Annotated in this window: 28 protein-coding genes and 1 pseudogene; 26 read left to right on the top strand and 3 right to left on the bottom strand. The window is 47.3% G+C overall.

Going from position 1 to position 25,059, the window contains the following annotated elements; all coding sequences use genetic code 11:
- Positions 1-54 precede the first annotated feature (54 nt).
- The 10 genes from ACW5MY_RS15780 to ACW5MY_RS15735 all read left to right on the top strand — a co-directional run bounded on the left by ACW5MY_RS15780 (position 55) and on the right by ACW5MY_RS15735 (position 7,269).
- Positions 55-948, top strand: coding sequence for an SGNH/GDSL hydrolase family protein (locus tag ACW5MY_RS15780; protein WP_353131735.1), 894 nt, complete (start codon positions 55-57; stop codon positions 946-948).
- Positions 949-964: 16 nt separating this feature from the next.
- Positions 965-2,251 carry a phage baseplate upper protein gene (locus ACW5MY_RS15775; RefSeq protein WP_045507543.1) on the top strand — a complete coding sequence of 429 codons (1,287 nt, stop codon included), beginning with the start codon at positions 965-967 and terminating at the stop codon, positions 2,249-2,251.
- Entirely contained in the window at positions 2,252-2,587 is a 336-nt protein-coding gene (locus ACW5MY_RS15770) for a DUF2977 domain-containing protein (RefSeq protein ID WP_013351485.1), read from the top strand.
- A gap of 6 nt (positions 2,588-2,593) precedes the next feature.
- On the top strand, positions 2,594-2,839 hold the full coding sequence (locus ACW5MY_RS15765; protein WP_270354875.1) for an XkdX family protein: 246 nt from the start codon (positions 2,594-2,596) through the stop codon (positions 2,837-2,839).
- Between the two features lie 34 nt (positions 2,840-2,873).
- Positions 2,874-3,089 carry a BhlA/UviB family holin-like peptide gene (locus ACW5MY_RS15760; RefSeq protein WP_013351487.1) on the top strand — a complete coding sequence of 72 codons (216 nt, stop codon included), beginning with the start codon at positions 2,874-2,876 and terminating at the stop codon, positions 3,087-3,089.
- A 14-nt stretch (positions 3,090-3,103) separates the two neighbouring features.
- Positions 3,104-3,367 carry a phage holin gene (locus ACW5MY_RS15755; protein ID WP_289394468.1) on the top strand — a complete coding sequence of 88 codons (264 nt, stop codon included), beginning with the start codon at positions 3,104-3,106 and terminating at the stop codon, positions 3,365-3,367.
- 55 nt (positions 3,368-3,422) lie between these two features.
- Positions 3,423-4,577 carry an N-acetylmuramoyl-L-alanine amidase gene (locus ACW5MY_RS15750; RefSeq protein WP_289393910.1) on the top strand — a complete coding sequence of 385 codons (1,155 nt, stop codon included), beginning with the start codon at positions 3,423-3,425 and terminating at the stop codon, positions 4,575-4,577.
- A 313-nt stretch (positions 4,578-4,890) separates the two neighbouring features.
- Positions 4,891-5,457 carry a hypothetical protein gene (locus tag ACW5MY_RS15745; protein ID WP_289393909.1) on the top strand — a complete coding sequence of 189 codons (567 nt, stop codon included), beginning with the start codon at positions 4,891-4,893 and terminating at the stop codon, positions 5,455-5,457.
- Positions 5,458-6,058: 601 nt separating this feature from the next.
- The gene (locus ACW5MY_RS15740) at positions 6,059-6,361 is read left to right on the top strand and encodes a barstar family protein (RefSeq protein WP_013353624.1); all 303 of its coding nucleotides are present in this window, start codon (positions 6,059-6,061) and stop codon (positions 6,359-6,361) included.
- Between the two features lie 113 nt (positions 6,362-6,474).
- Positions 6,475-7,269, top strand: coding sequence for an SDR family NAD(P)-dependent oxidoreductase (locus tag ACW5MY_RS15735; protein WP_041481675.1), 795 nt, complete (start codon positions 6,475-6,477; stop codon positions 7,267-7,269).
- A 39-nt stretch (positions 7,270-7,308) separates the two neighbouring features.
- On the opposite strand, the gene ACW5MY_RS15730 is transcribed toward ACW5MY_RS15735, so the two are convergent.
- Positions 7,309-8,199: a LysR family transcriptional regulator gene (locus ACW5MY_RS15730; RefSeq protein ID WP_013353622.1), complete on the bottom strand. Its 891-nt coding sequence runs from the start codon at positions 8,197-8,199 to the stop codon at positions 7,309-7,311.
- A 152-nt stretch (positions 8,200-8,351) separates the two neighbouring features.
- Between ACW5MY_RS15730 and ACW5MY_RS15725 the strand changes: the two genes are divergently transcribed.
- From ACW5MY_RS15725 to azoRB, 10 genes and pseudogenes are all read left to right on the top strand, one after another.
- On the top strand, positions 8,352-8,891 hold the full coding sequence (locus ACW5MY_RS15725) for a GNAT family N-acetyltransferase (RefSeq protein WP_013353621.1): 540 nt from the start codon (positions 8,352-8,354) through the stop codon (positions 8,889-8,891).
- Positions 8,891-9,700 carry an amino acid ABC transporter substrate-binding protein gene (locus ACW5MY_RS15720; RefSeq protein ID WP_289393907.1) on the top strand — a complete coding sequence of 270 codons (810 nt, stop codon included), beginning with the start codon at positions 8,891-8,893 and terminating at the stop codon, positions 9,698-9,700. The genes ACW5MY_RS15725 and ACW5MY_RS15720 overlap by 1 nt, the downstream gene beginning before the upstream one ends.
- A gap of 25 nt (positions 9,701-9,725) precedes the next feature.
- The gene (locus ACW5MY_RS15715) at positions 9,726-10,538 is read left to right on the top strand and encodes an amino acid ABC transporter substrate-binding protein (RefSeq protein WP_013353619.1); all 813 of its coding nucleotides are present in this window, start codon (positions 9,726-9,728) and stop codon (positions 10,536-10,538) included.
- Between the two features lie 22 nt (positions 10,539-10,560).
- Positions 10,561-11,283, top strand: a complete 723-nt coding sequence (locus ACW5MY_RS15710; protein ID WP_013353618.1) for an amino acid ABC transporter permease — start codon at positions 10,561-10,563, stop codon at positions 11,281-11,283.
- A 15-nt stretch (positions 11,284-11,298) separates the two neighbouring features.
- Entirely contained in the window at positions 11,299-12,006 is a 708-nt protein-coding gene (locus ACW5MY_RS15705; protein WP_013353617.1) for an amino acid ABC transporter permease, read from the top strand.
- Positions 12,003-12,782 carry an amino acid ABC transporter ATP-binding protein gene (locus tag ACW5MY_RS15700; protein WP_061573644.1) on the top strand — a complete coding sequence of 260 codons (780 nt, stop codon included), beginning with the start codon at positions 12,003-12,005 and terminating at the stop codon, positions 12,780-12,782. The genes ACW5MY_RS15705 and ACW5MY_RS15700 overlap by 4 nt, the downstream gene beginning before the upstream one ends.
- Positions 12,779-13,795 carry an LLM class flavin-dependent oxidoreductase gene (locus ACW5MY_RS15695; RefSeq protein WP_061573645.1) on the top strand — a complete coding sequence of 339 codons (1,017 nt, stop codon included), beginning with the start codon at positions 12,779-12,781 and terminating at the stop codon, positions 13,793-13,795. The genes ACW5MY_RS15700 and ACW5MY_RS15695 overlap by 4 nt, the downstream gene beginning before the upstream one ends.
- 2 nt (positions 13,796-13,797) lie before the next feature.
- Positions 13,798-14,085 (top strand): glutaredoxin family protein, encoded by a 288-nt coding sequence (locus ACW5MY_RS15690; protein ID WP_013353614.1) that lies wholly within the window; start codon positions 13,798-13,800, stop codon positions 14,083-14,085.
- A pseudogene (locus ACW5MY_RS15685) lies at positions 14,082-15,409 on the top strand (LLM class flavin-dependent oxidoreductase). Before ACW5MY_RS15690 ends, ACW5MY_RS15685 begins: the two are co-directional and overlap by 4 nt.
- 193 nt (positions 15,410-15,602) lie before the next feature.
- Positions 15,603-16,238, top strand: a complete 636-nt coding sequence (gene azoRB / locus ACW5MY_RS15680) for an FMN-dependent NADH-azoreductase AzoRB (RefSeq protein ID WP_003151719.1) — start codon at positions 15,603-15,605, stop codon at positions 16,236-16,238.
- Between the two features lie 44 nt (positions 16,239-16,282).
- Here azoRB and ACW5MY_RS15675 read toward each other — a convergent pair whose 3' ends face one another.
- Entirely contained in the window at positions 16,283-17,323 is a 1,041-nt protein-coding gene (locus ACW5MY_RS15675; protein WP_013353611.1) for an oxidoreductase, read from the bottom strand.
- 137 nt (positions 17,324-17,460) lie between these two features.
- Between ACW5MY_RS15675 and csoR the strand changes: the two genes are divergently transcribed.
- The 6 genes from csoR to ACW5MY_RS15645 all read left to right on the top strand — a co-directional run bounded on the left by csoR (position 17,461) and on the right by ACW5MY_RS15645 (position 24,020).
- Positions 17,461-17,766, top strand: a complete 306-nt coding sequence (gene csoR / locus ACW5MY_RS15670) for a copper-sensing transcriptional repressor CsoR (protein WP_013353610.1) — start codon at positions 17,461-17,463, stop codon at positions 17,764-17,766.
- A gap of 75 nt (positions 17,767-17,841) precedes the next feature.
- Positions 17,842-18,048 carry a copper chaperone CopZ gene (copZ, locus tag ACW5MY_RS15665; protein WP_041481741.1) on the top strand — a complete coding sequence of 69 codons (207 nt, stop codon included), beginning with the start codon at positions 17,842-17,844 and terminating at the stop codon, positions 18,046-18,048.
- Between the two features lie 83 nt (positions 18,049-18,131).
- Positions 18,132-20,561 (top strand): heavy metal translocating P-type ATPase, encoded by a 2,430-nt coding sequence (locus tag ACW5MY_RS15660; RefSeq protein WP_289393905.1) that lies wholly within the window; start codon positions 18,132-18,134, stop codon positions 20,559-20,561.
- A 149-nt stretch (positions 20,562-20,710) separates the two neighbouring features.
- On the top strand, positions 20,711-22,822 hold the full coding sequence (locus ACW5MY_RS15655; RefSeq protein ID WP_013353607.1) for a heavy metal translocating P-type ATPase: 2,112 nt from the start codon (positions 20,711-20,713) through the stop codon (positions 22,820-22,822).
- Between the two features lie 117 nt (positions 22,823-22,939).
- On the top strand, positions 22,940-23,611 hold the full coding sequence (locus ACW5MY_RS15650) for a DsbA family protein (RefSeq protein WP_013353606.1): 672 nt from the start codon (positions 22,940-22,942) through the stop codon (positions 23,609-23,611).
- Positions 23,601-24,020, top strand: a complete 420-nt coding sequence (locus ACW5MY_RS15645) for a disulfide oxidoreductase (RefSeq protein ID WP_013353605.1) — start codon at positions 23,601-23,603, stop codon at positions 24,018-24,020. The genes ACW5MY_RS15650 and ACW5MY_RS15645 overlap by 11 nt, the downstream gene beginning before the upstream one ends.
- A gap of 33 nt (positions 24,021-24,053) precedes the next feature.
- On the opposite strand, the gene ACW5MY_RS15640 is transcribed toward ACW5MY_RS15645, so the two are convergent.
- On the bottom strand, positions 24,054-24,854 hold the full coding sequence (locus ACW5MY_RS15640) for a zinc-dependent metalloprotease (protein WP_013353604.1): 801 nt from the start codon (positions 24,852-24,854) through the stop codon (positions 24,054-24,056).
- Positions 24,855-25,059: the final 205 nt, after the last annotated feature.

Raw genomic sequence — 25,059 nt, 5'->3', positions numbered from 1 at the left:
AGCAATTTCACCAAGATTGAAGATGCTCTAAACAATTTTCAATCCGATAGTAATATGAAAGAAATTGAGCAAAAGATCAAAGAAAATAATGAAGAAATGTATAGAGAAATCAGGGCATTAATTGCTCCCGAAATGTCACCATTAGAGGTTACGGAGCAAGTGGAGCAGGCGAAGACAGACAGTAAAAACGTCAAACACGCCACGTTATCGGAACGAATCGCGGCGGAAACAGCATACTCACAAAATAGTAATGAGTTAAATCAGCTTTTAAATATCACCGACAGCGGCCATATCAGTGTTGATTTTATTAAGAAAAGCAATCTGCTCAACGCAAAGAAAATCGCTATTTTGGGGGATAGTGTGGCCCACGGGCTACGCGCTCAATACAGCTTTGGGGATATCTTGAAAGAACGGACGGGGGCCGAGGTCATAAACCTTTCTGTCAGTGGCGTTAACATGAGCAATAACGGAAACAACAATATCTATCAGCAGGCTCTTAAAACGTCCGGGAACGATGTTGTCATTGTACAGGGAACGGATGATGACTGGTGTAACAGCATTGATGTAGGGACAGACGAAAAAGACATTACAAAATTCTACGGCGGTTTTTATCAAGTCATTCAACAGCTCCGTATGAGAAATAAAGGCTGTAAGATCATCGTGATGACTGCCACACGACAAGCGAAGATTACAAACGGAAAAATAGTCCGCCGGGATACGGATAAAAACAAATTGGGCCTGACATTGGCCGACTATGTGGATGCACAAAAGGAAGTGTGTACGCTGCTTTCTGTCCCGTATGCTGACATGTTTTATACGGATTTAATTGATCCTTACAATCCTGCATTCAGAAAGATGTGTATGTCAGAAGGGCTGCACCCGAACGAGATCGGGCATCAAATTATTTTCCAAGAAATTTGCCGGAATTATTTTTACTACTACGGATAAGGGGAGCGTTTAAAACATGGCAAATCAAGATTTAGTTTTTGATATTAGCAAGGCGCATTTAGAGCAAATTAACCAGCAGCTTATCATTGGAAGAGTGGGGGACGGCGGTTTAAAAGCGGTGACGGTATCAGTCATATCAAACGGTACGCCTTATGATCTAACCGGGAAAACTGTCTCTTTCGAAGGGCTGAAGCCTGACGGTACGCATATTATTGATACAAACGGCGGTATTGTCCTTAATGCCCAGGGCGGTATTTTTCGTTATGTGTTCCCTTACCAAGCATTTGCAGCCATGGGGGAATATGAACAGGCATTCTTTAAAGTGAGCCGAGACAGTCAAACAGACACCACATTAGAATTTAAAATCAAGGTACTTGAAAATAAAGTGGAAATGGGTATCAATTCAGCATCTTTTATTTCTGATTTTGAAAATTTGAAGACGCAGCTTAAACAAGCCTATGACAACTTTTTAGAACAGATCAAATCAGATCAGGACGCAACACAAAATATCATAGAGGGCACTAAAACAACGATTCAATCATTGCAAGAGCAATTAAACACGCTTAATACTAAAATTCAAAACAGTGATATTGTCACCACCGGCCAATATGAAAATGATATGAGAACCCTCAATGATCAAATTAGTCAATTCAACAGCGTAGTTGATAATTTGGGAAAAAGCGTGTCCGCTGATCTTGGAGAAATGAAACAAAAGATTGATACAGCTATCGTTAACAAAATGGATACAACACCCGTTGTTTTAGCAGACATTCATGACATTATCAGTACCGGCGTTTATCGGTATAATTCCACAACTCAAAACCTGCCGCCTAAATTAAACGGCGACAATGCAAATGGATTTATTTTTGCCGTTTTCAGTGATCAGGATAATGGTTTAGTGACTTTGCAGGGATCTGATTGGCATATTGAAAAATATCAGGGAGCCTATCGTAATTGGGTGTCAAAATCACCGGTTCTATTGTTTTCAGGGAGCGCGAAAGCGGGGGATACTATTAAACTTGCTGCAGACATTTCGAATTTCAGTTATTTCCTTTTCGAAGTCCATTTTAAAACGGACTATTACTATGTTTCGACGCAGCGCCCCGTCCCGGTCGATACTGTTTTTTATATCAACAATGCCGGCCTAAAAAGCAACGGGAAAGGCATGTATCAAGATGAAATCAGACTGAAGTACACGGACGGAAAGACATTAGTTGTTACAGAATGTCTTTCGCTGGATACTGAAAAAATGGAAATCAGTAACCCCGAAATCTATATTTCGAGTATCAAGGGGGTCTTTTAATTGCAAATTGTCCTAAATGAAAACAACGAAGTAGCAGCTTATGCATTGGTGGGGGAACTGGATAAAGCAATTGAGATATCGGATGAATTTGCCACGGCTGAATTTATTTCCAATCCGTTCCGTTACAAATTATCTGATGGTGCACTGATTGTTAACCCGGATTATCAAAATCCCGTCATTAATGATTTGAATACGCCCGGCCCAATGGAGCAGGCCCAAGAGCAAATTGTTTCCCTTGTGCAGCAGCACATTACGGATAGTCAAACCATCAAGCAAATGCAAGATCAAATTATTCAATTGACTAAAGCAGTCATGACATTACAGAAAGGGGAATAGTAACACATGAATTTTCCAACATATGCAGATGCACAGGTTTATTATCAATGGGGTTTTGATATTTCATTTTGTGTGGAAGGCGGCGCCATTACTCCCGATCAATTTAAGGAGATTACCGGAAAGGATTACGGAGAAGAGTCAACGGAAACGGCAGGCGATGCCACACCCTCGGCCGGGTCTTCTGAGTCAACTGGCAGCACTACTGAGAGTGAACAAGTAAAGAACAATGAAACGGCACCTGTAACCGAATAGGTGTTTTTATTTTGTCAAAAAGGAGACGTCAACAATGGAAATGGATATCATGCAGTATTTGATGACTCAGGGGCCGTTTGCGGTGTTATTTTGCTCCCTGCTGTATTATGTCATGAAAACGAGCAGAGAGCGGGAGGCGAAGTTATACGGGCAAATTGATTCTCAAAATGAGCTTTTAGCAAGATTCAGTGATAAATATGAAATTGTCATTGATAAGCTGGACGAAATTCAAATGAAAATTGAAAAATAGGAGGATTCTTCATGTTGAATATGAGAGACAGAGGTACGGTCATTCGGACTGTGCTTCTTTTTATTGCATTAATTAACCAAACAATGCTGATGTTTGGAAAATCTCCGCTAGAGATTACAGACAGTCAGGTCACTCAACTTGTGAATGGATTGTATACCGTCGGATCGGCGGCTTTTACAATTGGTACAACGTTGACAGCGTGGTTTAAAAATAACTACGTGACTGAGAAAGGCCATAAACAGAAATCCATTCTGAAACACCACAAACTCATTAAATGAGGGGTTGCCGTTCGGCAGCCTCTTTTATATTTCAAAACAGAATAGGAGAGATTTTATGTCATCATTCAGAAACCAATATATTGATATTAACAAATGGACGCGGCCGGGAATCAAAAACAACGGCGTGAAGAAACTGGCCGTTCATTACACGGCAAACCCCGGCGCGTCTGCTGCCAATCATTATAGATACTTTGGTCAAACGCTCCCCGCACAGAACAGAAATCTATCTGAGAAAAAACAGACCTTTGCATCTGCACATATCTTTGTCGATCGTACAGAGGCTATTTGCATCATTCCGTTGAATGAGGTGGCCTATCATGCGAATGACGTTCAGCAATTCGTCAACGGGCAGCCATACCGGGGTGTCGCGGCGCTGAAGCCGAATGCGAATTTCTTGTCTGTAGGCGTGGAGCTTTGCATCGAAAAGGACGGAACTTTCCATCCTGATACCATTGCCCGCGCAGAACAAGTTTGTGCCGAGCTGTGCAAAATGTATAAACTTGATCCAATCAATGACATTGTGCGACATTACGACATTACACATAAAATCTGCCCGGCGCCATGGGTAAGCAACTCGCAGGGGTTTGCCGATTTTAAAACCCGTGTTAAAAAGCGAATGGGTGGTGTGGTTGTAACGGTGCCTGTATCAAATCCAGATGTTACCCATACAGACACAGGAAGATTTATCAAAAACACGGTGGTTTCAAGCGATGGCCTTGTTTTGCGTACGCAACGGAGCGCCTCTTCTTCTATGGTGCTTAACCTTCCGAATGGCACAGCTGTAAAATATCAGCTTGGATCAACTGTCAACGGATGGGGGTATGTTGAGTACACAAATTCTAAAGGCCGGACATTCCACGGATATGTGAATGTCTCCTATATTAAGAGTGATAATGAGCTGAAAAGCGGCGCACAAAAGAAGGCTGCAGCAAAGCCCAAAACAAACAATAAACCAAAATTTCCCCTGCCTGATGGTGTTTTCAAAGTCACAAACCCGTTAATCAGGGGCGCAGCCGTAAAACAAATACAGACAGCGTTGGCGGCTCTTTATTACTATCCGGACAAAGGAGCAAAGAACAACGGAATAGATGGCTATTACGGGGCCAAAACAGCAAATGCGGTCAAACGATTCCAGTCCATGTATGGCCTGTCTGCTGACGGCATCTATGGGCCGAAGACAAAGGCGAAGATCGAAGCCCTATTAAAATAAAAAGCCCTCTGAGAGGGCTTTTTTTATTGTCATGAGTTTTCATTGTTTCTTTTTTTTATAGTCTCATTAATCTTCATAATAATATAAATTGGAATAAACAAAAAAATGAATAGTAGCGGAAAACTCAAGGAACTACCATAATAAACAATAACACCACAAATTAAAGCAATAAGTATTGTCATGATCAACTCTCTCATTTTTCACACTCCTTTTTTCAAATAATAGCACATAAATTCTAAAAAAAGGTAGCGTTTACAAAAACGAACCTTTATACTGGTAATCGCAAGAAAAAATACCAAGTGGAGGGATTTTTTTGAAAGTTTATAAGTCTTTGACGGTCGGTATTCTTTCGTTGTCACTTGCGTTTAGTGGAATAACTTCGGCTTTTGCAACAGAAAAGAAAGAGGATCATAGGAAAGATATTGCTGTTTCCGAATCTTTGGACCCGAATTCAAGCATTGAGAATTTGATGGTATATCATACTGCTGGAATAGATTTATATGACTCAAGCAATGTCTTGAAAAACAAATCTGATGTACAAGCGAAATGGGACGGGCAATTCAAATCAGATTATACTATCCCGGCTTATGTAGTTGCTTCAGCGGCATCAGGTGGCATGTGGCATATTACAAGATATTTGACTGCAACCTTTAATTTAGGCGGAGCTGCGGCTGCTGCATTTACAAGCATGGTAACAGGTTATGTTGCTTCAAAGGGTGATATTCGTTTAAAATCCACAGAAAAATATAAATGGATCGTTAGGTACACGAAAGCGAAATACGAAGCAACAACAAAGATATATAAAAAAGGAAAATATAAGACAACTAAAACGAAGACATGGATTTCCGAAGCTGATCCGAATATTGATTCGGTTGAATAGACAAAAACCCCTCTCTTTTTGTGAGGGGTTTTATTTGACTCTACTTAAACAAATTTCTCATCATTTTATTTGTTGCTTTTCCTACAGCGCGACGGGCCATCCTTTTTCCGAGCGTGCCGTTTTTGGTTGCTTGAACATCGCCAAGAATACGCGCGAGCTTGCACAATAAACCCCTTGTTTTGTTAATGTTCATGATAAGCTTCTTTTATCGTCCCACTCTCACTTCCCGCCCGATACTCATTCCGACTGGCGGATCGTATTTCATCCCAATTGCAGGATCAAAGCATATACCTACTGGCGTATGATATTTGAAATTCATTGCTCTCACCCCTTTTATTACGTCCGAGTTCTCTTTGTTCAATTATACCCTGATAGCCGTTTTTTCGGTAACATTTTGGTAACAAAAAGATAAAAAAATAGTTTTATCCACTGAAATTAAAAACAACGAAAAACCTTATTTATCAACGTTTATCCACCTTTTTAAAAATATACAAATGCAGTATAATAGACTCCCACCGTCTCCATACATAACACAAAAACCGCAGTGCCGTCATATGACCGCACTGCGGTTTTTTCATGCTGAAATAAAGGAGCAATTGATATGAAAGTTATCATAGACGGAAAAGATGTTACAAGTATAGAAGTTTTACACCGAATCTTAAAAGATGAATTAGATTTCCCGGACTATTATGGTGAAAATCTGAATGCCTTATGGGATTGTCTGACAGGCTGGATAGAATTTCCACTGACTTTGGTGTGGAAGAATTTTGAGACCAGTCAGAAGGAATTGGGTTCGGATGCTGATGATGTATTAAGGATATTAAAAAAGGCTCAGGAAGAGTTAGATGGTGAATTTTTCATTCAAATTGAGCAGCCGTCAGCCGGGACAACGGACAGGCACTAAAAAGTGCGTACTTCCCCTCATCCATTTTTCTATCCGATAATAGGGACGGAAGGTTTCAGGCTTTCGATTTCTGACCATATATAAGAAGAACTTGTGATAGGGAGGAATGGATGATGGATTTGCAGTTGAAAGGGAAGACGGCGCTTGTGACGGGATCGACGTCAGGCATCGGGAAGGCGATTGCGGCTTCTCTGATTGCGGAAGGTGCGGCGGTGATCATTAACGGCCGCCGTGAAGAAAAGGTAAACGAAACAATTCGGGAATTAGAGAAACAGACGCCGGATGCCCGTCTCTACCCGGCCGCCTTCGATTTAGGCACGGCGGAAGGATGCGGCGAGATTTTTCAGCAGTATCCTGATGTGGATATTCTCGTGAACAATTTAGGAATCTTTGAACCCGCGGAATATTTTGATATTCCTGACGAGGAGTGGCTCCGGTTTTTCGAGGTGAATATCATGAGCGGCGTGCGGCTGACACGCCGGTATGCAAAGCGGATGATTGAACGGAAGGAAGGGCGGGTGATTTTTATCGCGAGTGAAGCGGCCGTCATGCCTTCTCAGGAAATGGCCCATTACAGCGCCACGAAAACGACGCAGCTGTCGCTGTCACGCAGTCTGGCCGAGCTCACGGAAGGGACGAATGTGACGGTGAATACGGTCATGCCGGGCTCCACGAAAACAGAGGGCGTCGAAACGATGCTGGAGTCGCTTTATCCCGGTGAAAACCTGACAGTGGCTGAAGCGGAGAGACGATTTATGAAGGAAAATCGTCCGACGTCGATCATTCAGCGATTGATCCGTCCGGAGGAGATCGCCCATTTTGTCGCCTTTTTAAGCAGCCCGCTGTCGTCAGCCATTAACGGATCTGCTTTGCGGATCGACGGCGGCTTAGTGCGGAGCATTATATAAGATGAATATACAAAAACCCCCGCAAAGTGGCGGGGGTTTTTAATGCGGATCACGTTGAAACCGGCTGATGATCCTGCTGATTAAATCTTTTGTGGCGGAGTCAAAATGCTCTTCTTTTTGGTTTGTCAACAGCCCGACCGGCGGTGAAATCGTTAAGTTACGGATCGGAATGACCTTCGTGCCTCCGATCGGCTCTGAGTGCGCCGTCGCCGTAAAGATCGAGACGCCGATATTTTCCCTGACATAATATTGGTGAGCCATGCTGCTGGTCAGCTCCATTTTTCGATAGCGGCTGCCGATGGCCCGCTGCAGGTGCTGTTCAATTTGAATCCGGATCGGGCAGTTGGCGGGCGTGAAAATCAGGCATTCATTTTCTAAGTCTTCGAGATTGATACTTGTTTTGGCTGCAAGGGGATGTCTGTCGGACACGATGACATTGAGCGAGTCATGGAAAAACGGATCGAAGTAATTTTCCAGAATCAGCTCCGGCTCGCCGCATACTGCAAAATCAATGGTACCCTCCAGCAGTTTGCGGCTGCATGTATTGGCGTCGTCCACGCTGACATTGACCGACATGTCCGGATAATCATTTAAGAAACCCCGCAGCACGGCAGGGAAGATCAGGCTTGCCGTCGGTTCGGATATGCCGATCTGAATAAGGCCGGCCTGGCCCTGTCTGATATCGGCCAGAGTATGGTCAAGCACCTCATACTGTGCGAGAAGCTGCCCGGCCCGCTCATGAAACAGCCGTCCCGCTCTTGTCAGTTTCAGCTTCTTTCCCCGTTCAAAAAGCTGCGCGCCTACATCCTGCTCCAGCTGTTTAATCCGCATTGAAATCGTCGGCTGTGAATAGTTCAGAATTTCGGCGGCCTTATAAAAGCTGCCTGACTGTACGATGGTATGAAACGTTTTAATGGTGCGTAATTCCAACGAAATCCCCTCCCGGCTGTTCATTAATTTTCTTGAACTTTCCCTTTAATTTTTTTGATTAGTCAAACAAATCAGTTTGCTTTATAGTATAAACAATCAAAGCTCAGTAAACAAATTGGAATTATATATATTTGCGGGGGAGAGTGAACGGAATGAGTGAAGACATATTTCGATTGGCTGAGAAAAAGGATGCGCCCGAGTTTTTAGAACTGCTGTACAGCGCGTTTCAGCCGATCCGCAATTTGGAGATTGACTGGCCGTCGGCGCGGGCTGACCTTGATATGGTAACAGAAAATATTGAAAATCATTCAGCCGTCGTGCTGGAACGGGACGGACGGCTTCTTTCAACCATTACGATCCGTTTTCCGTGGGAGAGTGACACACCTCCGTCAAAATATCCGTTTGTCTGGTGGTTTGCGACGCTTCCTGAGCTGAAGGGGCAGGGCATCGGCAGCAAACTTTTGACTTATGTGGAGGAACACGTGCTGCGGGATACGCTGAAGGCCCCGGCCATCACGCTCGGCACCTCGGCGCGCAAGCATCCCTGGCTATTGGATATGTACAGACGGAGGGGCTATGAAGTGTATTTTGAGCAGGAGAAAGACGGAGACATCGGGGTCATGATGAGAAAGGTGCTCATACCGGAGCGGTTTGACGCGTCGCTGTTAGGCACACCGACCTGGGCGCAATAATGAAAAAGCGGATCAGAGCCGGCTGTCTGCTTCTGCTGCTCGGCGCGCTGGCCGGGTGCGGACAAGGAGAAAGCACGAAAGCGGGGAGCGGCGTGCAGACCGTCATTGTCGGCACGGGAACTGATTTTCCGAACATTGCTTTTATGGATGAAAAAGGCGAACTGACCGGCTATGACATTGAAGTGATGAAAGCCATTGATAAACAGCTGCCGCAATACAAATTTGTCTTTAAGACGATGGATTTTTCGAATCTGCTCACAAGTCTCGGAAACCGGAAAATTGACGTGATCGCGCACAATATGGCGAAAAACAAGGAACGGGAGAAACGCTTTTTGTATCACAAAATCCCGTATAACTACTCGCCGATGTACATCGCGGTGAAGGCGGATAATGCCGCGATACACACGCTCCGGGATTTAAAAGGAAAAACCGTCATCGTCGGCGCGACGTCAAACGCGGCGGATTATATGACGGCATACAACAAAGCCCACGGCAGCCCGATACATTTGAAATACGCCGGGCAGGGCAGCAATGATACAGCGAACCAAATTGAGACAGGACGCGCTGACGCCACCGTATCTACGCCGTTTGCCGTCGATTTTCAAAATAAGACGCACGCGTTCAAACAAAAGACGGTCGGTGATGTGCTGCTGGATACAGAAGTGTATTTTATGTTCAATAAAAACAGCCAAACCCTGGCGGACGATACGGATCGGGCGATTCAAAAGCTTGAGAAGGACGGTACATTGAAAAGGCTGAGTGAAAAATGGCTCGGCGCGGATTATTCAAAATCAAGTTTCACGAAATAATTGAAGCAGAAAACGGGGCGATCACATGAAAATAAAACTGGCGGTCATGTCATTAACAATTGCCGCAATGGCGGCGTTATCAGCCTGCGGCGCGGGCGGAGAGGCGGCATCAGGCAATCAGAAAAACGTGAAGAACATCACGGTCGGCACTGGAACTCAATTTCCGAATATTTGCTTTATTGATGATAAAGGAAAATTGACGGGCTATGATGTTGAGCTGGTGAAAGAGCTTGACAGGCGCCTGCCGGACTATCGTTTCACTTTTAAAACGATGGATTTCTCCAATTTGCTTGTCAGCCTCGGCCAGCATAAAGTCGATATCGTGGCTCATCAAATGGAGAAAAGCGCCGAACGGGAGAAAAAGTTTCTGTTCAATCAAGTCGCGTATAACAACTTCCCGCTAAAAATCACGGTGCTCCAAGAGAACGGGAACATTCACGGCATTGATGACTTGAAAGGAAAGCGGGTCATTACGAGTCCGACGTCAAACGGCGCGCTTGTGCTGAAGAAATGGAATGAAAAACACGGCAGTCCGTTTGAAATCGCCTATGCCGGCCAAGGTTCAAACGATGCGGCCAACCAGCTGAAATCCGGCCGCGCCGATGCAACGATTTCCACGCCGTTTGCTGTCGATTTCCAAAACAAAACGAGCACGGTCAAAGAAAAAACGGTCGGCGGGGTGCTGTCAAATGCCAAAGTGTTCTTTATGTTTAACAAAAATGAGCAAACGCTGAGTGATGACATTGATAAAGCGCTCAAGGAAATCATTGATGACGGCACGCTCAAAAAGCTGAGTGAAAAGTGGCTCGGCGCGGATTATTCAAAGGAGCAATATTAAGTGAAAAAGAGAGGGATCGGCAATGGAAAAAGCGTTTGATATCAGTATGATCGAATCCTTTGTGCCGACATTGCTCGGGTATTTGCCCATCACGCTGTATATATTGGCGGTGTCTTTGCTGTTCGGCTTTCTATTGGGGCTGCTTTTGGCCCTGCCCCGCATCTATCGCATTCCCGTGCTGAATCAGATCGCGAAGCTGTATATCTCTTTTTTCAGAGGAACGCCCATTATGGTGCAGTTGTTTATTGTATTTTACGGCATTCCGGCGCTCACGGCGCTCGCCGGAATTGACACTTCCAAAATGGACCCTTTGTATGCGGCCATCGCCACGTACGTGCTGAGCAGCGCGGCTAGAGCGGCGGAAATCATCAGGGGAGGTGTGAACAGTGTCGACCGCGGACAGGCGGAGGCGGCGTTCAGCATCGGGCTGAACGGGGTGCAGACATTCCGGCGCATCATTCTGCCGCAGGCGCTCGTGCAGGCTTTTCCTAACATCGGGAATATGGTGATCGGTTTTTTAAAAGATACGTCACTCGCTTTTTCAATCGGAGTGATGGATATGTCGGGCAGAGGTCAGACATTGATAACGTCGAGCAATCATTCTCTTGAAGTGTATATCTCGCTTTCTGTTTTGTATTACGCGGCCGCCCTTTTATTTGAATGTGTCTTCAGATGGTGTGAAAAACGAATCAAGAAAGATGAGACGCGCCTTGTGACGGTTTTTGACATGAGCGCGCACAGCTGAAAAGGAGGGAGAACATTGGAGCTGGACATTCCGTTTATCGGCACTGCGATAAAACAAATGATGAAAACCGTTCCGCTTACACTGGCAATGACGGTCATTCCGATTATTGCCGGATTTTTCATAGCTCTCGGCAATATCACGGTGCGTATATTCCGCATCAAATGGCTGCTTGCCTTCTCAGCGTTTTACGTGTCTTTTTTTCGAAGCACCCCGGCGATTCTCCATATTATGCTGATTTATTTAGGCGTTCCGCTGATTGCCGATCATTTCAGCCGCACCTTTCATCTCGGCTGGTCGGCCAATCAGATTCCGGTCGCCGTGTTTGTCATCATGGCACTGTCATTAACGGCAGGCGCCTATATGACGGAAATTCTCCGATCAGGGATCATGGCCGTCGATACGGGGCAGGCGGAAGCGGCTTATTCAATCGGCCTGACACGGGGCCAGATGATTCGGCGCGTGATTCTGCCGCAGGCGTTCATGATATCACTGCCGAATTTCACCAACATAGGCATCGGTTTTTTGCATACCACTTCAATCGCGGCAATCGTTGCAGTGCCTGAAATTACAGGAACGGCGACGATTGCGGCATCCGATAACTATGCGTTTTTGGAAGCATTTATCGGGGCGGCCGTCATCTATTGGGGATTAACGCTGATTCTCGAGGCCGTAAACACTTTGGCGGAAAAAAGAGCGGCCAGATATCAAGGAGGCGCAGTATGATCGAAATCCGAAACATTCAGAAACACTTTGGCAGTCATCACGTGCTAAAAGGGATCAATTTAAGTGTCCGGAAAGGGGAAGTCGTGACCATCATCGGTCCGAGCGGCTCGGGGAAAACAACGTTTCTGCGCTGCCTTAATTTACTTGAGCGGCCGGATGAGGGCGCCATTTCCGTACATGGTGAAGTCATTAACTGCAAAAAGCCGGCCAAAAAAGACATTCTTAGATTGAGGAAACAGACGGCGATGGTTTTTCAGCAATATCATTTGTTTTCGCATAAAACGGCAATTCAAAAAGTCATGGAAGGCCTGACGGTCGCAAGGAAAATGAAAAAAACAGATGCGTACGCCATTGCGGAGCGTGAACTGGCCAAGGTGGGGCTTCAGGACAAATTGCACGCCTATCCGAATCAGCTGTCGGGAGGCCAAAAGCAGCGGGTCGGAATTGCCAGGGCGCTTGCCATTCATCCTGATGTGATGCTGTTTGATGAACCGACCGCAGCCCTCGATCCGGAGCTTGTCGGCGAAGTGCTTGAGGTGATGCTTAACATTGTGCGGACCGGCGCCACCATGATCATTGTTACTCATGAAATGGAATTCGCCAGAAGAGTGTCCGACCAAATTGTGTTTATGGAAGAAGGAGCAATCGTGGAACAAGGAACGCCTGAAGAGGTCTTTTACAAGACGAAAAAAGAAAGAACGAAGAAGTTCCTCCGCCGCGTTCTTCCTGATTACGGTTATGACATAAAAGAACACATAAAGGAGCCTGTCGTATGATTCGTTTAAGCATTTTAGACCAAAGTGTCACCGCGGAAAACCAAACCGCAGAAGAAGCTTTGCGGCAAACGGTGAGATTGGCTCAAGAGGCCGAACAATACGGATATGACCGTTTCTGGGCGGCGGAGCATCATAACAATGAAGAGATAGCGGGATCAGCACCGGAAATTGTCCTGGGGTATCTGGCCGCCAGTACGAAAAAAATCCGCCTCGCATCCGGCGGGGTGATGCTGCAGCATTACAGCCCTTATAAAGTGGCGGAGCAGTTCCGGGTTTTGTCCGCCCTTGCCCCCGGCCGTATAGCGCTCGGTGTCGGCAAAGCGCCCGGCGGATTTCAGCTGTCAACCGATGCGCTGCAGCGCGAGCTTATTCAGCCCGCCCGTTTATTTGAAGAAAAGCTTGAGGAGCTGACTCATTTCATCCGCAATGATTTTCCGGACTCGCATCGCTACGCGTCATTGCGGCCGGCTCCGCATACTGAGTATGCGCCTGACATCTTTTTGCTCGGCGGCAGCACAGAAAGCGCGATCACAGCGGCCAAACTCGGCATTTCCTTCGTTTTCGCCTATTTCATAAACGGTGAAGACGCTGCGTTAGAAAAAGCGCGCCAAGCCTTTGACGAACATCTGCCGAAAGGGGCAAAAGCGGAATTCCACCTTGCGCCGATGGTCTTTACCGCGCATACAAAAGCGGAAGCGGAAAAACACGTCGTATCGCGTGAATCGGTCAAAATCATTCTCGAAGACGGCAAAAAGGTGAATGTCGCTTCCCGAAAACAAGCGGATGCGTTTCTTGAACAAGTTACGCAGCCATATAAGCTGATCACACAAAAGACGGGTGTGATTGCCGGGACAAAACAAGAGATCGCTTCCGAGCTGAGACGGTTATCGGTTCAATACAGCATTACCGATTTTGTGATTTTGTCGCCTATCAAAAATGCTGAAGAAAAACGGCTGTCTTATCGGCTGTTAAGTGAAGCGGTGCAGCCGGCCGCACAATTACAGGAGGGATGAACATGAGTCATGAAGCAAATGTAGTGGTTTGGAGCAAAAAGGGCTGTGCGTATTGCGATGAAGTGAAAGGATATTTGCGGGAAAAGGCCATTGCGTACGAAACAATTGATGTGACGGAGCGGGATGAATTGCGTGACGTGCTTCAGACTAAGTACGGCATCCGCCATGTCCCCGTCGTTGAAATCGGCAGCGGTGACAGGCGGGTGTATCAGGCCGTTACTCAAGTCGGCATTGAACACGTAGAACGGGCGCTTGCCGATTACGAGGGGAAAAAGGGGGAGAGAAAATGAGCCGGACGGATCTTATTCAATTCGGAGCCATGATTCACGGTGTCGGCGGTACAACGGACGGGTGGCGTCATCCCGACGTCGATCCGTCAGCAAGCACGAATGCGGCGTTTTACAGGCAAAAAGCGCAGACCGCTGAAAGAGGGCTGTTCAGCTTTGCTTTTATTGCGGACGGCTTGTTCATTTCTGAAAAGTCCATCCCGCATTTCTTAAATCGGTTTGAGCCGATCACCATTTTATCGGCGCTTGCCGCTTCTACAACCCATCTTGGTTTAATCGGCACATTTTCCACATCGTTCACTGAGCCGTTCACCATCGCAAGACAGCTCATGTCTCTTGACCATATCAGCGGCGGCCGGGCGGGCTGGAATCTCGTCACTTCTCCGCAGGCGGGGGCTGCGCGCAATCACAGCAAGGAAAGCCTTCCCGACCACAGCCGGCGTTACGCCATCGCCCAAGAACATGTGGACGTGGTGCGCGGTCTGTGGAATTCCTGGGAAGAAGATGCCTTCGTCCGCAACAAAGAAACCGGACAGTTTTTTGATCCTGACAAACTGCATCGTCTGTATCACAAAGGCGAGTATTTTCAAGTGGAGGGCCCGCTGAATATCGGCCGGTCCAAACAGGGAGAGCCGGTCGTTTTCCAAGCGGGGTCTTCAGAAACCGGCCGGTCGTTTGCCGCGCGGAATGCCGATGCAGTCTTTACGCACTCCAATTCACTTGAGGAAACGAAAGCTTTTTATGATGATGTGAAGAAGCGGGCGGCGGATTACGGCCGGGACGCTTCCAAACTGCGGATCTTTCCGGGAATCAGTCCGATTATAGCCGGCTCACAAGAAGAAGCGGAAGCGAAATATCAGGAATTCGCCGAGCTGATTCCGATAGAGAACGCCGTTAAATATGTGGCCAGATTTTTTGACGATTATGATCTGAGCCGTTTTCCGCTGGATGAGCCGTTCCCTGATTTGGGCGACATCGGGAAAAACGCGTTTCAAAGCACGACAGACCGCATCAAAAGAGATGCGAAAGCCCGGAATCTTACGCTGCGTCAAGTGGCGCGCGAAGCCGCGTTTCCGCGAACCCTCTTTATCGGCACACCGGAAGGGGTGGCGTCGTTAATTGAAACATGGTTTCAGGCAGAGGCCGCGGACGGCTTTATCATTCAATCTGACATCCCGGGCACACTTGAAGCCTTGTGGATCATGTCATACCGATCCTTCAGGAAAAGGGGCTGTACCGAAAAAGCTATCCGGCGGATACACTGCGGGGGAATCTCGGATTGGATATTCCGGTCTGCAAACCAAATCCGATTTTGAGCAGAAACTAAATGTTTCTGCTTTTTCTGCTGCTTCCAACCCCCGTCATTAAAGCATTTCAAAAAAAATATACTGATTTCGAGATATTATTGTTGCTAAAAGATTTTTTTGTAACTATAATTATTACAGAACTGATCAGTATAAAAAACATTCATATTTCATAATAAATATGTGTGTAATCTGAAAACGAAAGGGCTGTTTACAATGGCAAAAGTACTTTATATCACTGCTCATCCTCATGATGAAAAGACATCTTACAGCATGGCGACAGGAAAAGCGTTTATCGATTCTTATAAAGAATCAAACCCGAATGATGAGGTTGTACATATCGACCTTTACAAAGAAAACATTCCTCATATCGACGCGGATGTATTCAGCGGCTGGGGAAAACTTCAATCCGGCACAGGTTTTGAAGAGCTTTCTGAAAATGAAAAAGCGAAAGTCGGCCGTCTGAACGAGCTGAGCGATCAATTCGCATCTGCTGACAAATACGTATTCGTTACACCGCTTTGGAACTTCTCATTCCCGCCTGTTATGAAAGCGTACCTTGATTCTGTAGCTGTAGCCGGAAAATCATTCAAATATACAGAACAAGGCCCGATCGGTCTGTTGACAGACAAAAAAGCGCTCCACATTCAGGCGCGCGGAGGCTATTACTCTGAAGGCCCGGCGGCTGACATGGAAATGGGCCACCGTTACATCGGCATCATGATGAACTTCTTCGGCGTTCCTTCTTTTGACGGTTTAATCGTTGAAGGCCATAATGCTGAACCGAATAAAGCACAGCAAATTAAAGAAGATGCGATTGCCCGCGCGAAAGAAGCCGGAAAATCATTCTAATCTAAAAAAACCTCCCAGCTGATACGGCTGGGGGGTTTTTTATATTAAAGGGCAATCGTCCGTTTTTGTTCGCTGCTTTTCATCACCGCTTCAATGACACGGATGACATCGATGCCTTCTTCCGCCGTAACAGGAAGCGGTTTTCCGTTTAAGATGCTGTCTGCCAGCCGTTTGTAGTACGTAAGGTAAGATCCGTTCTCAGAGGGGATTGTTTCTGTATGTCTTTTTTCATCCGCTGCGGTTGTCAGCTCACCGAAGCTGTCAGGGTCATCGGCGCCCCAGTTCTCGTCAATCGGCTTTTGGCCGGCTGAAAGCGCAGCTTCCTGTCCGTCCTTTCCGTATTTGATAAAGCTTGCATTCCGTCCGTGAATCTGATAGCGCGGGCCGCTTGCCGCATTCATGGAGCCGGATTGAAGAATAACCTGAAGCTTGCCGTAATGGAGGGCGGCCAGAAACCAATCGGCCGTTTCACTGTTGTCCCGCTGTTTCATCACATGTGCGGTGACGGATTCCGGCATTCCGAAAAGCAGGAGTGTCTGGTCAATAATATGTGAACCGAGATCATACAGTGTTCCCGTGGCGGGTCCGCTTTTTTCGCGCCATCTTTCTTGTACAACCGGGTTGTATAGATCGTAGTTGACTTGATATGTATGAATGTCTTGAAGCGCCCCGTCCCGAATCAGCTTTTGAATCGTTAAAAAGTCATTGTCCCAGCGCCGGTTGTGATACACGCTAAGCAAGACGCCTTTATTTTCAGCCGTTCTTCTCAGCTCCTCCGCTTCTGCTGAAGTCGCCGTCATCGGCTTTTCCACGACGGTGTGTTTCCCCGCAAGGAGACATTTCATCGCTGATTCATAATGCATTCCGCTCGGTGTCGTAACGATGACGAGATCAATATCAGGGTCACCGGTGATGTCTTCAATCTTGCGCACGGCTTCAGCCCCCGGCAGATCACGTTTGACCTCATCCGTTCTGGAGGTCATGACTTTTTTGATCTGATAATCATCAAGGACGTCCAAAAGCGGCGCATGAAAGACTTTCCCCGACAGACCATATCCCAATATGCCAACCTGTATCGTTTTCAATGAACTTCCCCCTCTTGATATGTGATAACAATATATACCCCGCGGGTGTACTGGTAAAACTTGTGTGTTGAAAATTTTTTACACCGGTTTTTCAAGTCTGTATAATAAAGATAACGAAGAAAAAAACGAGGTGGAAAATGGACAAACATACCGAACATCAATCGTTAAATCATAAAAGCGCCAAGGAAAAAGACCAGATTCTGAACCGGCTGAAACGGATTGAAGGCCAAGTCAGGGGCATTCAGAACATGGTGGAAAACGAACGATATTGCGTGGATATTCTCGTGCAGATTTCAGCCGTTCAGGCGGCCATGCAAAAAGTCGCGTTTCATCTGCTGGAAGATCACGCCCATCACTGCGTAGCCGGCGCCATTGAGAGCGGAAACGGGGAGCAGGCGATTGCCGAGCTGCTGGATGTCGTGAAAAAAATCGCGAAATCATGAAATAAAATGTTTTGAAATACCCTACAGGGGTATGGTAACATGAAGAAGAAAAAACAAGACGTGGAGGGAATCATCATGGAACAAAAAACACTGCAAGTCGAAGGCATGTCCTGTCAGCACTGCGTCAAAGCAGTAGAGACCGGAGTAGGAGAACTGAACGGAGTGACGGAGGTTCAGGTGAAATTGGAAGCCGGACAGGTGGATGTGACGTTTGATGAGAACAAAGTCTCCGTATCAGATATAAAAGACGCGATTGAAGATCAAGGTTATGACGTCGTATAAGGTTTATCGCGCTTCGGGAACGGGCGCGGTTTTCTTTTATGAAAATGATACCCCCTGGGGGTTTGTGAGAAGAGGTGAGGGCATTGAGTGAACCAAAAGAAATGACTATTCAAGTGGGAGGCATGACATGCGCCGCCTGCGCTTCAAGAATTGAAAAAGGACTGAAACGGATGGACGGCGTCAATGACGCTTCCGTCAATCTTGCGCTTGAGACCTCAAATATTTCCTATCAGCCTGACAAAATCGAAGCTGGCGCCATAAAGGATAAAATTGAAAAACTCGGCTATCACGTCGTGACGGAAAAAGCCGATTTTCAGATTGAAGGCATGACGTGCGCCGCCTGCGCCAATCGGATTGAAAAGCGCCTGAACAAAATAGAGGGCGTTGTGGGCGCGCCGGTGAATTTCGCCCTTGAAACGGTCTCCGTTGAATACAACCCTAAAGAAGTGACACCGAAAGAACTGAAAGAGACCGTGGCAAAACTCGGCTATCGATTAGAAGATAAGGAAGCGGACGGCCAAGACGGCGGATTATCTCAAAAGGAAAAAGAACAGCGTAAACAGCTGATCAGGCTGATATTTTCTGCCGTTCTCTCCTTTCCGCTTCTATGGTCGATGGTCAGCCATTTTTCTTTTACTTCTTTTATCTGGATGCCGGATATCCTGATGAATCCGTGGCTGCAATTCGCGCTTGCCACCCCGGTGCAGCTCGTCATCGGCTGGCCTTTTTATACGGGAGCGTACAAGGCGCTTAGAAATAAAAGCGCCAATATGGATGTTCTCGTTGCCCTCGGAACGACGGCCGCTTACGCGTACAGCCTGTACATGACGATTGCGTCTCTCGGGCGAAACGGCCATGCCGAGGGGCTTTATTATGAAACGAGCGCCATTTTGCTGACTTTGATTTTGCTTGGAAAGCTTTTAGAGATGAAAGCAAAAGGCCGCTCATCAGAAGCGATTAAAAAGTTAATGAAGCTTCAGGCGAGGATGGCGGCGGTCGAGCGGGAAGGGAAGGTACAGGTGATTCCGATTGACGAGGTCCGGACGGGGGACATCGTATACGTGAAACCGGGAGAACGCGTTCCTGTCGATGGCGAAGTGATTGAAGGCCATTCCGCGATTGATGAATCGATGATTACGGGAGAAAGCATGCCTGCAGATAAGTCTCCGGGGAGCACCGTCACTGGGGCGACGATCAATGCAAATGGCTTTCTCAAAATCAGAGCGGTGAATGTCGGGAAAGATACCGCGCTTGCACACATTATTAAAATCGTGGAAGAAGCCCAAGGATCAAAAGCGCCCATTCAGCGGCTCGCGGATCACATTTCAGGCATTTTCGTCCCGATTGTGCTGGGATTGGCCGTGATGACTTTTCTCATTTGGTATGTATGGGCGTCTCCGGGACAGTTTTCTGAAGCGATCGGCAAATTCATCGCCGTGCTTGTCATTGCCTGTCCGTGCGCACTCGGGCTCGCCACTCCGACGAGCATTATGGCGGGCTCCGGCCGCGCAGCTGAATTCGGCATTCTCTTTAAAGGCGGAGAGCACTTAGAAAAGACCCAGCGTCTGACGACAATCGTACTGGATAAAACCGGAACGGTGACAAACGGCAGACCGGTGCTGACAGACGCCGTACCGGCAGCGGGAATGAACGAAGAGGAGCTCCTGCGGCTTGCGGCCGCCGCTGAAGCGGGATCGGAGCACCCGCTTGGAGAAGCCATCGTTTCAGGAGCCGAAAAACGCGGGATTTCCATTCCGAAACTAACCCGTTTCCAAGCCCGGATCGGTTCCGGAATCTATGCAGAGGCTGACGGGAAAACGATTCTTGCCGGATCAAGACGGCTGATGGAATCGGAACACATTGAACATGAAGCATTGCTTCCGCACATGACCCGCTTGGAGGCGGAAGGAAAAACGGTGATGCTCATTAAGGCAGACGGCAAAGCGGCGGGGCTTATCGCAGTCGCCGATACGATCAAAGAAACATCTCAGGCTGCGGTGAAACGCCTGAAGGATATGGGCCTTGACGTCATCATGATGACCGGTGACAACCAAAAGACGGCGGAAGCCATTGCTAAAGCCGCAGGCATCGGCAGCGTGATTGCCGAAGTGCTTCCCGAACAAAAGGCAGCGGAGATTTCCCGGCTGCAAAAAGAAGGCCGGCGCGTGGCAATGGTCGGCGACGGCATCAATGATGCTCCGGCGCTGGCTGTGGCCGATATCGGGATGGCCATCGGCACCGGCACCGATATCGCAATGGAAGCAGCGGACATTACGCTGATTCGCGGAGACCTGAACGGCATTGCCGACGCCATCGGCATGAGCAGGCTGACTATGAGAAACATCAAGCAGAATTTAGGATGGGCATTGGGCTACAACACCATAGGCATTCCGATTGCGGCAGCCGGCTTTCTGGCTCCGTGGGTGGCAGGCGCCGCCATGGCGTTCAGCTCGGTATCGGTCGTCCTTAATGCTTTGCGTTTACAGAAGGTGAAAAAAGACAAAATCGGCTGATGCCGGTTTTGTCTTTTTTATTGACACTTTATTCAAAACTTGCATATAATATAGAAAACAACTATATGAACATATGCTCATATATATAATTTCGTTTAGCTGCATTGATATTATGGGAATCCTATTACGGAAAGTAGGGTGAGTCGAAAATGAAAGCGGCAAAAGGTGAATTTGTGTTAGACGGACTTGATTGCAGCAACTGTGCAAAAAAAATAGAAAACGGCGTAAAAGCCATTGACGGCATCGACGGCTGTGCTGTCAATTTTGCGGCAAGCACCATTACAGTTTCGGCCGGGGGCAAAGATGAGCAATGGATGAAAGATGAAGTTGCAAAAAAAGTAAAGTCCATTGATCCTCATGTGACCGTCCGTTCGAAGCATGAAGACAAACCTGGCGAGGATGAATACCGCAAAAAGCTGCAGCTGATGCTAGTGAGATTGGCGGCGGGCGCCGTTTTGGCCGTCATCGCTTACTTCGCGCACACAGGCGCCGTCCTTGAGTTTCTGCTCTTTTTTGCTTCATATTTGATCATCGGCGGCGATATCGTAGCCAGAGCGGGGAAAAATATTGTCCGCGGCCAGGTATTTGATGAGCATTTTCTGATGGCGCTTGCGACAATCGGCGCATTTATCATTCATCAGTATCCGGAAGGCGTCGCGGTCATGCTGTTCTACCAAATCGGTGAATTGTTTCAGGGGGCGGCCGTCAGCCGATCCAGAAAATCGATCAGCGCGTTATTGGACATCCGTCCTGAGTACGCCAATGTGAAAACGGAAAACGGCATGACTGCCGTTCCGCCGCAGGAGGTCAAAGTCGGACAGGTCATCGTCGTGAATCCCGGAGAACGGATTCCGCTGGACGGAAAGGTGCTGAGCGGCTCATCGATGGTTGATACATCCGCTTTAACGGGCGAATCCGTGCCGAGAAAAGCGGAGCCGGGCCAAGATGTGATGGCCGGATTTATGAACCAGAACGGCGTGCTTCATATTGAAACCTCTAAAGGATATGAAGACTCCGCCGTATCAAAAATATTGGATCTGGTCGAAAATGCGGCCGGACGCAAAGCGAAAACGGAAAACTTTATTACGAAGTTTGCCAAGTACTATACACCGGCCGTTGTCATTGTCGCGGTGCTTCTCGCCTTTTTACCGCCGCTTTTCGTGCCGTCAGCCGCGCTGTCCGACTGGGTGTACCGGGCGCTGATTTTCCTTGTGATTTCTTGTCCGTGCGCACTCGTCGTCTCCATTCCGCTCGGGTTTTTCGGCGGTATTGGAGCCGCGTCTAAAGCAGGGGTGCTCGTGAAAGGCAGCAACTATTTAGAAGCGCTCAATCAGGTGGCATACGCCGTGTTTGATAAAACGGGAACCTTAACGAAAGGCAATTTCGCCGTTACTGATATCAAACCGGCGGCAGGATTTACGCAAGACAGCCTGCTTCATGCGGCTGCGCTTGCCGAAGTCCATTCCAATCATCCGATTGCTTCATCCATCCGTGAGGCTTACAATCAACCGCTCGCGGCTGAGGAGATTGAAGAATATGAAGAAATACCCGGACACGGCATTCGGGTGAAAACCGGCGGATCAACGATTTTGGCCGGAAATCAAAAACTGATGGCAAAAGAACAAATCGCTTTCGGCACAGCTGAAAACAACGGAACCGTCGTTTACGTTGCCGTTGATCAGCAATATGCGGGGGCGATCGTGATCGCCGATGAAATCAAAGAGGACGCCAAACAGGCCATTGCCCGTTTAAAAGCGCTCGGCGTCAAACGGACAGTGATGCTGACGGGTGATTCAAAGCAGACCGGTGAAGCGGTCGGCCGCGAGCTCGGTATTGATGACGTGTATACAGAACTGCTGCCGGGAGACAAAGTAGACCGAGTCGAAGAACTCGAAGCGGCGCTTGCACCGAATGAAAAACTGATGTTTGTCGGTGATGGGATTAACGATACGCCTGTGCTTGCCAGAGCTGACATCGGAGCTGCCATGGGGGCTCTCGGTTCTGATGCCGCCGTCGAAGCGGCCGATGTCGTCCTGATGACAGACCAGCCGTCAAAAGCAGCCGAAGCCATCCGGATTGCACGCCGCACACGCCGGATCGTCTGGCAGAATATTGGATTTGCTTTAGGCGTAAAAATCATTTTTCTCCTGCTTGGCGCATTCGGATTCGCCACCATGTGGGAAGCGGTCTTTTCAGATGTAGGCGTCACGCTGATCGCCGTTGCCAACGCGATGCGCGTCATGAGAGTGAAAGCGGAATAATTGTCAAAGATAATTCGTTTTTCAGGGTTTTCTTAAACAAGGTTGTCTTGGTAAAATAGAGAAGCGGGCCATCCGGCATCCGCTTCTTTTTTATTTTAAAAACAATGAGGTGTCTGAGTGAAAAAGAAACAATCGTCTGCGAAATTTGCGGTGATTCTGACGTTAATCGTTGTCGTTTTATTTGCGGCCATCGTAATTATTAACAACCAAACGGAAAAAGCGGGCGAAACAGTCGCCGAACAGCCTTCCATTAAAGGACAGCCCGTGCTTGGCAAAGACAGCGCGCCTGTGACGGTAGTTGAATTCGGAGATTACAAATGTCCGTCATGCAAAGTATTTAACAGCGATATCTTTCCGAAAATCAAAAAAGATTTTATCGATAAAGGCGACGTGAAATTTTCATTTGTGAACGTCATGTTCCACGGAACCGGCTCGCGTCTGGCGGCACTTGCTTCAGAAGAGGTGTGGAAGGAAGACCCGGCATCATTCTGGGCTTTCCATGAAAAGCTGTTTGAAGAGCAGCCGTCAAGCGAACAGGAATGGGTCACGCCTGCATTGCTTGAAAAGACGGTCAAAAGCACCGCGAAAAAGGTTGATCCTGACAAGCTGAAGGAAAACCTTGATAAAGAAACCTTCGCAACAGAGCTGAAAGCTGACACTGACCTGAATGATAAATTAAATATCACGGCGACACCGACGATTTACGTAAATGACAAAGTGATTAAAGACTTCGCTAATTATGAGGAGATTTCAAAAACGATTAAGAAAGAGCTGAAAAATGAAAAATAGAATCGTATTTTTATATGCTTCTTGGGTAATAGCTCTTGTTGCCATGCTCGGCAGCCTATATTTCAGCGAGATCAGAAAATTCATACCGTGCGAGCTGTGCTGGTATCAAAGAATTCTCATGTACCCGCTTGTCCTGATTTTAGGAATCGCCACCTTTCAGGGTGACACGCGCGTGAAAAAATATGTGCTCCCGATGGCCGTCATCGGTGCGTTTATATCGATCATGCATTACCTTGAGCAGAAGGTGCCCGGTTTCAGCGGCATCAAGCCATGCGTCTACGGCGTACCTTGCTCATCTGAATATATTAACTGGTTCGGTTTTATTACCATTCCATTCTTAGCATTGACGGCATTTATTCTCATTATTGTCTGCATGTGTTTTGTCAAAGCGGAACGCACGGCAAAATAAAGAGCCTGCTCCATGGGAGCGGCTCTTTTTCTATTATCTGTACCAAGCTTTGTTTGTCTCAATCTGTCTGTTATGGGAACTGTCCCAAATATCTACGGAATAGGCATAATCATAATTCATGACGCAGCGGATGCCGCTGCCTTGGGCGTCATGCTGAAGTCCGAAATTATGGGAAAACTCGTGCTGGGCCGCTTTCGCCGTGTTGGCCGTTCCTTGATCTAGGTTCACGCTGAAGGCCGGGCCGCTCGGTTTGCCGTTATATACATACGCGATACCGCCGGCGTCAAAACTCGATTTTGCGGTAAAACCGACGACAAAATGATAATTTTGATTTCTGAAGCTGCTTTGGAGATTCGATAAAATCTGAGAACTGTTTGAGCCGGAGGAATTCCAGGCTTGCACGGCCTGTACGACAAAATCAATGTTATGATCACGGTTGAAGGCGACATCAGCCTGCTCCACGATCTGGACGATTCGCGTTTGCCAGTCGCTGTATTTGGCGCGGTATTCAGCGTCCGCCACCGCCAGTACTCTGACCTTCTGAGAGCCCGTGCTGGCTTTAGTTGAGGCTTTATCCTGATTGACATTGGCATCGAATCGTTTCGTGCCGACCTGCTTACCGTTTTCATCCAGAATTTTTGTATCAACCGTCTGTTCAATCTGAACCGGGCCTTTCAGATCTTTAAAATGATCGGCTTTCGGAAGCGGGTCCGTATACACCGTTTTGGCCGGCTCCGCATGAGTGTGCGAATGCGTATGGTTTTCGGCTGACGGCAGGCCGGGAATTAATCCGGCGGCCAATAAAACTGGAAAAACAAGTGAACTGATTTTCATCTTATAACCCCCCTTTTTTGTTAAGAGAAAGTATTCAATGTAACTTCCAATAAACCTCCTAATATAGTATAAAATAGGAAAATATTCTCACCTCCAGATATGATGAATGCAGTTGTCCCGATTTTGGAATCAGAATCTTTCAAAAATAAGGTTGATTTTAAGAGAAAGCGATTATAAAATCTAATGGTCGTCAGAAAATTTAACA

The organism is Bacillus sp. Bwzl_19 (assembly GCF_054900515.1).
Note: the sequence above shows the minus strand (reverse complement) of the source record. Positions and strands in the feature narration are given on the sequence as shown.

Bases quoted from the DNA above. Each gene is read 5' to 3' on its own strand.
- ACW5MY_RS15780 (WP_353131735.1), top strand. From the start codon at position 55: ATGAAAGAAATTGAGCAAAAGATCAAAGAAAATAATGAAGAAATGTAT.
- ACW5MY_RS15775 (WP_045507543.1), top strand. From the start codon at position 965: ATGGCAAATCAAGATTTAGTTTTTGATATTAGCAAGGCGCATTTAGAG.
- ACW5MY_RS15765 (WP_270354875.1), top strand. From the start codon at position 2,594: ATGAATTTTCCAACATATGCAGATGCACAGGTTTATTATCAATGGGGT.
- ACW5MY_RS15760 (WP_013351487.1), top strand. From the start codon at position 2,874: ATGGAAATGGATATCATGCAGTATTTGATGACTCAGGGGCCGTTTGCG.
- ACW5MY_RS15750 (WP_289393910.1), top strand. From the start codon at position 3,423: ATGTCATCATTCAGAAACCAATATATTGATATTAACAAATGGACGCGG.
- ACW5MY_RS15740 (WP_013353624.1), top strand. From the start codon at position 6,059: ATGAAAGTTATCATAGACGGAAAAGATGTTACAAGTATAGAAGTTTTA.
- ACW5MY_RS15735 (WP_041481675.1), top strand. From the start codon at position 6,475: ATGGATTTGCAGTTGAAAGGGAAGACGGCGCTTGTGACGGGATCGACG.
- ACW5MY_RS15725 (WP_013353621.1), top strand. From the start codon at position 8,352: ATGAGTGAAGACATATTTCGATTGGCTGAGAAAAAGGATGCGCCCGAG.
- ACW5MY_RS15720 (WP_289393907.1), top strand. From the start codon at position 8,891: ATGAAAAAGCGGATCAGAGCCGGCTGTCTGCTTCTGCTGCTCGGCGCG.
- ACW5MY_RS15715 (WP_013353619.1), top strand. From the start codon at position 9,726: ATGAAAATAAAACTGGCGGTCATGTCATTAACAATTGCCGCAATGGCG.
- ACW5MY_RS15710 (WP_013353618.1), top strand. From the start codon at position 10,561: ATGGAAAAAGCGTTTGATATCAGTATGATCGAATCCTTTGTGCCGACA.
- ACW5MY_RS15700 (WP_061573644.1), top strand. From the start codon at position 12,003: ATGATCGAAATCCGAAACATTCAGAAACACTTTGGCAGTCATCACGTG.
- ACW5MY_RS15695 (WP_061573645.1), top strand. From the start codon at position 12,779: ATGATTCGTTTAAGCATTTTAGACCAAAGTGTCACCGCGGAAAACCAA.
- ACW5MY_RS15690 (WP_013353614.1), top strand. From the start codon at position 13,798: ATGAGTCATGAAGCAAATGTAGTGGTTTGGAGCAAAAAGGGCTGTGCG.
- azoRB (WP_003151719.1), top strand. From the start codon at position 15,603: ATGGCAAAAGTACTTTATATCACTGCTCATCCTCATGATGAAAAGACA.
- csoR (WP_013353610.1), top strand. From the start codon at position 17,461: ATGGACAAACATACCGAACATCAATCGTTAAATCATAAAAGCGCCAAG.
- copZ (WP_041481741.1), top strand. From the start codon at position 17,842: ATGGAACAAAAAACACTGCAAGTCGAAGGCATGTCCTGTCAGCACTGC.
- ACW5MY_RS15655 (WP_013353607.1), top strand. From the start codon at position 20,711: ATGAAAGCGGCAAAAGGTGAATTTGTGTTAGACGGACTTGATTGCAGC.
- ACW5MY_RS15645 (WP_013353605.1), top strand. From the start codon at position 23,601: ATGAAAAATAGAATCGTATTTTTATATGCTTCTTGGGTAATAGCTCTT.
- ACW5MY_RS15640 (WP_013353604.1), bottom strand. From the start codon at position 24,854: ATGAAAATCAGTTCACTTGTTTTTCCAGTTTTATTGGCCGCCGGATTA.